Origin of the sequence: Neobacillus niacini (assembly GCF_036961885.1) — a bacterium.
In the GTDB taxonomy this organism is placed as follows: Bacteria; Bacillota; Bacilli; order Bacillales; family Cytobacillaceae; genus Neobacillus; species Neobacillus niacini_H.
Genome location: NZ_JBALNQ010000052.1, coordinates 49,078 through 59,613, shown reverse-complemented (window position 1 = coordinate 59,613; position 10,536 = coordinate 49,078). Strand labels below are relative to the sequence as shown.

Genomic DNA, 10,536 nt, shown 5'->3' with positions numbered 1-10,536 from the left:
TTTTTAAAAGGCGAACTCTTTTTTACAACTTCTTCTGCATTATCTAGTTTTGAGGGAATGATTTTTTAAATACCTCTTGAAAAATCTCAAAAAGGCATTATAATAGAAAATGTCTTTGAGTATAAATAGTCTGGTAATTAAGGCGAGAAGGTCACACCCGTTCCCATACCGAACACGGAAGTTAAGCTTCTCAGCGCCGATGGTAGTTGGGACTTTGTCCCTGTGAGAGTAGGACGTTGCCAGGCTATTATATTGTTATTCCGCAGTAGCTCAGTGGTAGAGCTATCGGCTGTTAACCGATCGGTCGTAGGTTCGAGTCCTACCTGCGGAGCCATTTACATTAATCTAAATATTAGCTATGCTTCCATAGCTCAGTAGGTAGAGCACTTCCATGGTAAGGAAGAGGTCAGCGGTTCGAATCCGCTTGGAAGCTTACCTATCTTACATTAATGGCCCCTTGGTCAAGCGGTTAAGACACCTCCCTTTCACGGAGGTAACACGGGTTCGAGTCCCGTAGGGGTCACCAATGATTTTTCGCGATAGCGGAAATATCTTACCTTAGTGTTTTTTGCGATAGAAAAAGTAACTTTTCATTTACAATAGTGGAACAGGAAACTTTACATAATATTGGAGGATTAGCTCAGCTGGGAGAGCATCTGCCTTACAAGCAGAGGGTCGGCGGTTCGATCCCGTCATCCTCCACCATAATTTTTATGAAATATAAATATTTTTCATCCTGTGCCGGGGTAGCTCAATTGGTAGAGCAACTGACTTGTAATCAGTAGGTTGGGGGTTCAAGTCCTCTCGCCGGCACCATTCTTTTATTAAGTTATGGAGGGGTAGCGAAGTGGCTAAACGCGGCGGACTGTAAATCCGCTCCCTCCGGGTTCGGCGGTTCGAATCCGTCCCCCTCCACCACTTATAATTTTTTTAATGTTGGACAAACTAGTTAATGTCCTTAACATTGGGCTATAGCCAAGCGGTAAGGCATCGCACTTTGACTGCGACATGCGTTGGTTCAAATCCAGCTAGCCCAGCCAAGAGCCATTAGCTCAGTTGGTAGAGCATCTGACTTTTAATCAGAGGGTCGAAGGTTCGAATCCTTCATGGCTCATCATATTTCACAATGACCCAAGGAGATTTATATCTCTAAGGGTCTATTTATAAATAGTTATGGGGCCTTAGCTCAGCTGGGAGAGCGCCTGCTTTGCACGCAGGAGGTCAGCGGTTCGATCCCGCTAGGCTCCACCAAAGTTTTTTCACGACAGTGAAAACAACCATACACTACATATAATCTTTCGCCTTAAGTCAAACTTTGATTTAAGGCTTTTTTATTTTCTAAATCATAGAACGAAGGATATTGGTTTGGTTAAATGTTCGTATATATATACATATTTATGTCGAGTTGAGTCATTGGTTTGAAAGCGGTTAAAATAGGTAGTAAGAAGGCTGGGGGGGCTGAACATGAAAAAACTATCTATTATTGGAATGCCGATGGATTTAGGACAAATGAGACGTGGAGTTGATATGGGGCCAAGTGCCATTCGGTATGCTGGGATAAACGAAAGATTGAAACCGCTTTTTGACGAAATCCATGACATGGGAGATATCCCGATTGGGAGACCTGAAGTAGTTATCGATGAAAAATCGAATTTACGAAATTTAGATCTCGTTGCTGAAAAAAGTACATTGCTAGCAGAAAAAGTAGATGAGGTCATACAATCTGGTTCATTTCCGCTTATTTTAGGAGGAGACCACAGCATTGCCATTGGAACATTAGCCGGTGTATCCAAGCATTATAAGAATTTAGGAGTTATTTGGTATGATGCCCATGGTGATCTAAATACTGCAGATACCTCGCCATCTGGAAATATTCATGGTATGCCATTGGCTGCAAGTTTAGGTATTGGTCATCATTCATTAACGGATATTGCTGGGTATGCACCAAAAGTAAAGCCAGAGAATGTAGTAATCATTGGTGCCAGATCACTTGATGAAGGTGAAAAAATACTTATAAAAGAAAAGGGAATAAAAGTTTATACGATGCATGAGATTGATAGATTAGGAATGGCAAAAGTAATGGAAGAAACAATTACTTATCTAAAGGAAAAGACGGATGGTGTTCACTTATCGCTCGATCTTGACGGTTTAGATCCCAATGATGCACCGGGAGTAGGAACCCCTGTTATGGGAGGGATTAGTTATCGTGAAAGTCATCTGGCAATGGAAATGCTAGAAGAAGCAAAGATCATAACGTCTGCAGAATTTGTTGAAGTTAACCCCATCTTAGATGAAAAAAATAAAACTGCAAGAGCTGCTGTCGAATTAATGGGTTCATTGTTCGGTGAAAAATTATTATAATCATTCGTCAGCAGCCTTTCACAGAAGGCTGCTGACACTGTTTTCCCACCATCTATATTCCTCAGTAAAAAATCTTTTAAGCTTCCCTTTATCCAAATAAGTTAATATTTGTTAATATAAAAAGTATAGAAGAAGATATAATTTATATTGAAACTTTTTTGCAATTGATTCGTAAGATTGTATAGCCGCATTGGAGCTGAGAAAAATAAATGGATGCCCTTATAAAAAAAAGAATTAAACAAGTAATAAAAGGCGATCAAGATGCATTTGCTGATATTGTCGAAATCTATAGCAATAGTATTTATCAGCTTGGCTATCGAATGCTGGGAAATCGCCATGAGGCAGAGGACATTGCACAAGAAGCCTTTATTCGTGCATATGTTAATATCAAATCATTTAATCAGGATTTGAAGTTTTCAACTTGGTTATTTCGAATTGCAACTAATTTATGCATTGACAGAATTAGAAAGAAAAAACCAGATTACTACTTAGATGCAGAAGTCTCGGGAACCGACGGCCTCACCATGTATTCGCAGCTGTCATCCGATTCTCCTTTACCTGAAAATGAATTGGAAAGTCTAGAACTTCAAGAAATTGTTCAAAAGGAAATTTTAAAACTGCCTGAAAAATACAGGTCAGTTATAGTTTTAAAATATATTGAAGAACTGTCATTAAATGAAATCAGTGAAATTCTTGATATGCCATTAGGTACAGTCAAAACCCGTATCCACCGTGGACGCGAGGCGTTACGGCAACAATTACGTTATGTTTGATAAGAGGTGAACACGTTGAAGTGTGAAGAAGAAATCGTTGAATTAATGCATGAATATTTAGATGAAGAAATTGATCCTCAAAATGAGATGATTTTAAGAGAACACCTCAAAGGCTGTAAGGATTGTGAGATACTATTCAATGAATATAAGAAGACCATCGCGGTTGTAAAAGGGACTTCAAGGATGCAGGCTCCTCCTAATTTAACATCTAAGGTAATGGCTCGCCTTCCAAAAGAAAAGAAAAAGGTCGGTATGCAAAGATGGTTGCGAAATCATCCATTAATCGCTGCAGCTTCCCTATTTTTTGTTCTGATGATGGGAAGTGTATTTTCAACCTGGAATCAAGAACGAGAATTCTCCGTTTCTAAACAGGAAAACTTAGTCGTACAAAATAATACGGTGATTGTCCCTGAAGGAGAAGTGGTCAAAGGAGATGTAACCGTTCGAAACGGAACATTAAAAATCGAGGGTGAAGTTCAAGGTGATGTAACGGTTATCAATGGGAAACAGTATTTAGCTTCAGCCGGAAATGTTACAGGTCAAATAGAAGAGGTTAACGAAGTTTTCGATTGGATCTGGTATCACATGAAAAAAACAGCTTTAGAGGTTATAGATATATTTGATGAAAATGAAGAATAATAGTAAGAAGTCACTCGTAGTGAGTGATTTCTTTTTTAATGATAACTGACAAATAATAGGGTGCAAGCTTAATCTATGGTATAATAAATTAGTTATAAGTTAGACAAATTTACGGAGGAAAAACAATGCCGTTTTTTGAAGATTTTACTATATGGAAGTATCTAGCTAGTATTGTTGATATTCTCCTTGTATCGTATGTCATTTATAAACTTTTAAATCTTATAAAAGGAACAAAGGCCGTACAATTATTAAAAGGAATTGTCGTTATTCTCCTTGTAAGAGTTGTGAGTGGTTTTTTTGGTCTAAATACACTGAGCTGGCTCATGCAACAAGCGATTGATTGGGGATTTCTTGCTGTAATTATCATTTTCCAGCCAGAGCTTAGGAGAGCGCTTGAGCAACTTGGCCGTGGAAAGTTTTTTTCAAGTAGCAGCAGACCTGATGAAGAAGATCAAGATAAAATGGTGGAAGCCATCACAAAGGCAACAGATTATATGGCAAAACGGCGTATTGGGGCCTTGATTTCCATTGAGAGGGAAACAGGGATGAGTGATTACATAGAAACAGGAATTCCACTTGATGCGAAAATTTCTTCTGAATTACTCATAAATATCTTTATTCCAAATACACCACTCCATGATGGTGCCGTGATTATTCAAAAAAATTATGTAGCCGCAGCTGCCTGTTATCTTCCTTTATCAGAAAGCCCGTTTATCTCAAAGGAACTAGGTACAAGACATCGTGCCGCTCTGGGAATAAGTGAAGTTACAGACAGTATTACGGTGGTTGTTTCAGAAGAAACCGGAAATATCTCTTTAACGAAAAATGGTGAGCTTCACCGAAATCTAACATTAGAAGGTTTTAAGGAATTAATTTCGCATGATTTAATTGTTACCAACACAAAAGTAAAACCGGCTTCTTCAGCTCGTTGGAACTGGAGGGGGAAGAGTAATGGATAAATTGATGGATAATCCCTGGTTCATTAAAATCCTGGCGATATTAATGGCTGTTCTACTTTATTCAGCCGTCGTTCCAAACTCTGGGAGTGAGTCGAATGATATTAATGTACCAGGGGGAAAAACCTCAGAGATAATAGAAGAAATTTCAGTTAAAGCTTATTATGATACCGAAAACCTTGTCGTTTCAGGATTGCCTGATATGGTTGAAGTAACACTCGAAGGTCCAATGCCCCATGTGCAGTCAGCGAAGGCATTAAAAAACTTCGAGGTATTTGTCGACCTAACCAATGCTAAAATAGGCAATCAAAAAGTAAAATTTGAAGTAAGCGGGTTATCAGAAAAATTAAAAGCAACCATCAAACCAGCTTCGGTAACCGTGTCGATTCAAGAAAGGGTATCGAAAGAGTTTACCGTGGAAGCTGAATTTGATCGAGATTTGATAAAAGAAGGTTATTCCGCTGGACAACCTACGGTTAAGCCAAATAAGGTGAAAATCACAGGTGCCAAGGATGTAATCGATCGAATTACCTACGTAAAGGCAGCATTTGAAGGTAGAGATCTTCTTGATAGTACTGTTTCAAAAAAAGCACAGGTACAAGTACTTGATAAGGGATTAAATAAACTAGATGTAGTAATCGAGCCGGAAACAGTAGAAGTTACCATCCCAGTTAAAAGCAACAATAAAACAGTTCCGATTAACATCGTTGAAAAAGGCACTCCACCAGCTGGGGTTACAATTGCATCGATAAATTTAGATATTAAGGAAGCTGTCATATCGGGAGCCGAGGCTGTTTTGAAAGAAACAGATAATGTCCGTGTTGAAGTTGACGTTAGTAAAATAAGTGGAAATACGACACTCACTTTACCAGTCATTATCTCAAACGGTGTAACGAAAGTAACACCTGAAACCGTCGAGGTAACGGTTGTGGTTGTAAAAAGTGAAGGGGAGAAAGCTGTATCAGCTATCCCTATAAATGTTAAAGGGTTATCCGAACAATATGAAGCAGTCGTTAATGATCCAACAAATCGATTAATAAACTTATTAGTCTTTGGACCTGGTGATGTAGTTACTGGTTTAGGACCAAATGACTTCAATATAATTGTCGATTTAACCGGCCTTACAGATGGTGTTCATAACGTTACCATTCAAGTCAATGGACCATCTAATGTAACATGGAAACCAGATAAATTATCTGCAAAAGTTACGATAACAAGAGACAACGTATAGAACACAGCAGTAAACATGATAAGGAGCGATTTTGATAATGGGAAAATATTTTGGAACCGATGGCGTCCGTGGCGTTGCAAATAGTGAATTAACACCTGAACTAGCCTTTAAATTAGGACGTTTCGGAGGTTTTGTTTTAACAAAGGATAAAGAACGACCAAAAGTGCTAATCGGCCGCGATACACGCGTATCAGGTCATATGCTTGAAGGGGCATTGGTGGCAGGGTTACTTTCAATTGGTGCTGAAGTCATGCGCTTAGGAGTTATCTCTACGCCTGGAGTATCCTATTTAACAAAGGCACTGGGTGCTGAAGCGGGAGTAATGATTTCTGCCTCCCATAATCCGGTTGCGGATAATGGCATTAAATTCTTTGGCCCGGATGGATTTAAGCTTTCTGATGAGCAGGAACTTGAGATAGAAAATTTAATTGATATGGCAGATGACCAATTACCAAGACCTGTTGGTGCTGACCTAGGTCAAGTTATGGATTATTTTGAAGGGGGACAAAAGTACCTTCAATACTTAAAGAATACGGTAGATGAAGATTTCTCAGGGATCCATATCGCCTTAGATTGTGCACACGGAGCTACATCTTCACTTGCGACACACCTATTTGCTGATTTAGATGCAGATATCTCCATCATGGGAGCTTCGCCAAATGGCATTAATATTAATGCTGGAGTTGGCTCAACTCATCCGGAAAGCTTAGCGGCTCTAGTTATGGAAAAGGGTGCAGACGTAGGTCTATCATTTGATGGAGATGGCGACCGCTTAATCGCGATTGATGAAAAAGGAAATATTGTTGACGGCGACCAAATCATGTTCATTTGCGGAAAGTATATGAAGGAACAGGGACGGTTAAAACATAGTACGATTGTCTCAACGGTTATGAGTAATCTTGGTTTTTATAAAGGATTAGAAGCACTCGGTATTCATAGCGTTCCTACAGCAGTTGGTGACCGCTATGTGGTGGAAGAAATGAAGAAAAACGGGTTTATTCTCGGTGGTGAGCAATCTGGACACATCATATTTTTGGACTATAACACAACAGGAGATGGCTTATTAACGGGGTTGCAACTAGTAAATATTATGAAATCAACCCAGAAAACACTATCTGAATTAGCTGCAGATATGAAAAAGTTCCCACAGAAGCTTGTGAATGTTCGGGTAACAGATAAACATCATGTCACTGACAATGAGAAGGTAAAGGCAGTTATTGAGCAAGTAGAAGCAGAAATGAATGGGAACGGCCGGATTCTTGTTCGACCTTCCGGCACAGAACCACTTGTTCGAGTAATGGCTGAGGCATCAACTGAGGAATTATGTGAAGCCTATGTGAACCGAATTGTTTCTGTCGTAAAGGAAGAAATGGAATTAAAAGAATAGACTTTTTTAGAGATATGCATAAGGGAACGTAACTCTTCCTTTATGCATATTTTATTATGTAATTGGAAAAAACAGTAATCAGTTGACGAATAACGATTCATCGGTTACGATTGTTTTGCTTTGTATTTTTAAAGCGAAAAATTTTATCAAAAGGGAGGATCGTGTGTATAAAAAGGTAATAATAAAAGCGCCTGAACTAACCTAGGGATGGTTAGTTGACGAGGAGGAGGTTTATCGAATGTTCGGCGGATACCTCCCGGTTGAACGCACAACCGATTGTTTCTTCTTTAAAACACCAAGGCAACTTGGTGCACAAAGAGAAGAAAATGCGCATACTAAACATAGCAATTAAAAGAAGCAGGTATATACAGATACCTTTCAAAACAGAGATAAGGGGGCAAGGTGAGCCTCCAAAGCATTCTTGCCCCCTGTATCAGGGAGGAAAAGAAAAATGTGTGGAATTGTTGGATATATTGGAAATAATGATACGAAGGAAATTTTATTAAAAGGCTTAGAAAAGCTTGAATATAGAGGTTATGACTCAGCTGGTATTGCTGTGATGAATGAAAATGGGGTCCATGTTTTTAAGGAAAAGGGCAGGATTGCAGATTTACGTGAAATTGTCGATATGAACGTAATGGCTAATATCGGAATTGGCCATACACGCTGGGCGACACATGGTGTGCCAAGTAGAACAAATTCACATCCACATCAAAGTGCATCTAGCCGTTTTACGCTTGTTCATAATGGTGTTATTGAAAACTATGATCTTTTAAAACGTGACTATTTAGCGGATGTTACTTTTGTAAGTGAAACAGACACAGAAGTGATCGTCCAGCTCATTGAAAAATTTGTACATGAAGGCTTAGAGGTCCTAGCGGCCTTTCGTAAGACACTTAGCCTTTTACATGGCTCATATGCCCTTGCTTTATTAGATGAAAAAAATAGTGATACGATCTTTGTTGCCAAAAATAAGAGTCCGTTACTTGTCGGCTTAGGCGATAATTTCAATGTTGTGGCCAGCGATGCGATGGCAATGCTTCAAGTAACCAGTGAATACGTTGAGCTTATGGATAAGGAAATCGTGATTGTGACAAAGAATGGTGTCACGATTCAAAATCTTGCTGGGGAAACCGTTACTCGTACTTCTTATACTGCAGAATTGGATGCAAGTGATATTGAAAAAGGCACTTATCCACACTACATGTTAAAAGAGATTGACGAGCAGCCTGCGGTTATGCGAAAAATTATCCAAGCATACCAAAATGACCAAGATGAATTAACAATCGACCCTGAAATCATCCATGCGATTAATGACGCCGATCGCGTATACATTATTGCGGCTGGGACATCCTATCATGCTGGTCTGGTTGGGAAACAGTTCATTGAGAAAATGGCTAAAATTCCAGTAGAAGTTCATATTTCCAGTGAATTTGGTTATAATATGCCTCTTCTATCTGAAAAACCATTATTCGTCTTTATTTCACAGAGCGGTGAGACTGCAGATAGTCGTGCGGTTCTTGTTACGATTAAGGAAATGGGTTATCAAGCACTTACGATTACCAATGTGCCTGGTTCAACGCTTTCCCGTGAAGCAGACCATACGCTATTACTGCATGCAGGCCCTGAAATCGCTGTTGCTTCTACAAAAGCATATACCGCACAATTAGCAGTATTGGCTATTTTAGCGGAAGTAACGGCAAAAAGCCGCAATCTCGATCCAGGATTTGATCTTATTCGCGAACTTGGTATCGTTGCAAATGCGATGGAAGTGCTTTGTGACTCTAAAGAGATAATCGAGCATATTTCTAGGGAGTTCTTATCCGTAACACGCAATGCTTTTTTCATCGGACGTGGTATTGATTTCTATGTCGGGTTAGAAGGTGCCTTGAAGCTAAAAGAAATTTCTTACATTCAAGCTGAAGGCTTTGCAGGTGGAGAGTTAAAGCATGGTACGATTGCTTTAATTGAAGAAGGTACGCCAGTGATAGCCCTTGCCACCCAAGCAAGTGTAAACTTAAGCATTCGCGGAAACGTTAAAGAAGTAGTTGCCCGCGGTGCAAACCCATGCATCATTTCCATGAACGGACTAAACATGGACGAGGACAGCTTTGTTATTCCGGAAGTACATGATTTATTAACACCACTTATCTCTGTAATACCATTGCAAATCCTTTCCTACTACGCAGCTCTACACCGTGATTGCGATGTGGATAAACCACGCAACCTTGCAAAATCGGTTACTGTTGAGTAGGTTGGAAAGATTGCGTTATTAAAATTGTCTCCCCAAAACACCTTTTTTCCCTCTAAAACAAAGTTGGTACCTGCTGAAACTAAGTTGGTACCAAAACGGGAAGAACGGGAGAGGCACTATGTATTTGAAAGAATCAGGAAACGTACCGTTGGTACGCCCATCCTGGTTCTTTTTTTATTGATCAAACGTTTGATTAGTTTAGGACAAATACTAATCAAACGTTTGTGTAAATGCGGATAAAGCCCGATAAATCAACGATTTGGAGCAGGAGAAAATAGCGAGAGAAGCCATGGGAGCCACTTTTGAAGCTGATCCAGTCAGAGCAAAGCCCGAAGGGAAGTTCGAAAGAACTTCCGAAAGAGCCTACATTAAACCTCAATCCTTAACCCTACTATGGAAGAACTTTGTTTCATTTTTATCCCTGTTTTTCCTCTGACCTTCTTTGACGAAATGCCCGAAAAGGGCTGTTTTAGGGAAGAACTTAGTTTCAGATAGAAAGGCGGGAAAAAGAGGCGGGAAAGCAAGAGGGGCAAGGGATTGAGGGGAGTGAAGGGGGAGGAGAAGCGGGGAAGGACTTTCTTTCAGGGAGACATAGTAGAGAAAAGGTTTAGTGAAGTAGATTGGATAATTAAAATTCCGTGTGTAGTGACTACAATAAATCGAGAGAAACATACCGTTGAAACGACATATCGGTTCTTTTTTTAAATCATTTGGTCAGGATTGGAGTTAGGAATTCTTTTAGAATGTGATAATTACCAGTTTGATTACGAAGAAAAAATGCGAGAAATCGAAGAGCGAAGAAAAAATGATGATTACGAAGAAGAAGAAGAAGAAGAAGAAGAAGACAATGAATGGGTTTGTTTATAATCAAGTCATATGCCTTTTAAGACCGAAGCACGTTCAGGTTCAAGCCTGAAAGGCTTCGGTTTTTTATT

General features: G+C 39.5%; 8 protein-coding genes, 9 tRNA genes and 1 rRNA gene. All 18 read left to right on the top strand.

The annotated features are described in order from the left end of the window. Positions 1–129: 129 nt before the first annotated feature. Positions 130–245 (top strand): 5S ribosomal RNA (rrf, locus tag V7124_RS20070). Between the two features lie 14 nt (positions 246–259). Continuing rightward, positions 260–334: transfer RNA gene (locus tag V7124_RS20065), tRNA-Asn, on the top strand. A gap of 26 nt (positions 335–360) precedes the next feature. Continuing rightward, a tRNA-Thr gene (locus V7124_RS20060) sits at positions 361–433 on the top strand. 18 nt (positions 434–451) lie between these two features. Further along, positions 452–526 (top strand) — tRNA-Glu (locus V7124_RS20055). Positions 527–629: 103 nt separating this feature from the next. Then, positions 630–705: transfer RNA gene (locus V7124_RS20050), tRNA-Val, on the top strand. A 35-nt stretch (positions 706–740) separates the two neighbouring features. Continuing rightward, positions 741–816 (top strand) — tRNA-Thr (locus V7124_RS20045). Between the two features lie 17 nt (positions 817–833). After that, a tRNA-Tyr gene (locus V7124_RS20040) sits at positions 834–918 on the top strand. Between the two features lie 47 nt (positions 919–965). After that, a tRNA-Gln gene (locus V7124_RS20035) sits at positions 966–1,040 on the top strand. 1 nt (position 1,041) lies between these two features. Then, a tRNA-Lys gene (locus tag V7124_RS20030) sits at positions 1,042–1,114 on the top strand. Positions 1,115–1,175: 61 nt separating this feature from the next. After that, positions 1,176–1,251: transfer RNA gene (locus V7124_RS20025), tRNA-Ala, on the top strand. Positions 1,252–1,464: 213 nt separating this feature from the next. Then, entirely contained in the window at positions 1,465–2,361 is an 897-nt protein-coding gene (gene rocF / locus V7124_RS20020) for an arginase (RefSeq protein WP_335419006.1), read from the top strand. Positions 2,362–2,570: 209 nt separating this feature from the next. After that, on the top strand, positions 2,571–3,134 hold the full coding sequence (sigW, locus tag V7124_RS20015; protein WP_335419009.1) for an RNA polymerase sigma factor SigW: 564 nt from the start codon (positions 2,571–2,573) through the stop codon (positions 3,132–3,134). A gap of 15 nt (positions 3,135–3,149) precedes the next feature. Beyond that, positions 3,150–3,773 carry an anti-sigma factor gene (locus tag V7124_RS20010; protein WP_335419014.1) on the top strand — a complete coding sequence of 208 codons (624 nt, stop codon included), beginning with the start codon at positions 3,150–3,152 and terminating at the stop codon, positions 3,771–3,773. A 125-nt stretch (positions 3,774–3,898) separates the two neighbouring features. Continuing rightward, positions 3,899–4,732, top strand: coding sequence for a diadenylate cyclase CdaA (cdaA, locus tag V7124_RS20005; protein ID WP_335419018.1), 834 nt, complete (start codon positions 3,899–3,901; stop codon positions 4,730–4,732). Next, positions 4,725–5,960, top strand: coding sequence for a CdaR family protein (locus tag V7124_RS20000; protein WP_335492740.1), 1,236 nt, complete (start codon positions 4,725–4,727; stop codon positions 5,958–5,960). Before cdaA ends, V7124_RS20000 begins: the two co-directional genes overlap by 8 nt. 37 nt (positions 5,961–5,997) lie before the next feature. Further along, positions 5,998–7,347 carry a phosphoglucosamine mutase gene (glmM, locus tag V7124_RS19995; RefSeq protein WP_335419024.1) on the top strand — a complete coding sequence of 450 codons (1,350 nt, stop codon included), beginning with the start codon at positions 5,998–6,000 and terminating at the stop codon, positions 7,345–7,347. Between the two features lie 451 nt (positions 7,348–7,798). Beyond that, positions 7,799–9,601 (top strand): glutamine--fructose-6-phosphate transaminase (isomerizing), encoded by a 1,803-nt coding sequence (glmS, locus tag V7124_RS19990; RefSeq protein ID WP_335492736.1) that lies wholly within the window; start codon positions 7,799–7,801, stop codon positions 9,599–9,601. Positions 9,602–10,321: 720 nt separating this feature from the next. Beyond that, positions 10,322–10,468 (top strand): hypothetical protein, encoded by a 147-nt coding sequence (locus V7124_RS19985; protein ID WP_335492733.1) that lies wholly within the window; start codon positions 10,322–10,324, stop codon positions 10,466–10,468. Positions 10,469–10,536 lie beyond the last annotated feature (68 nt).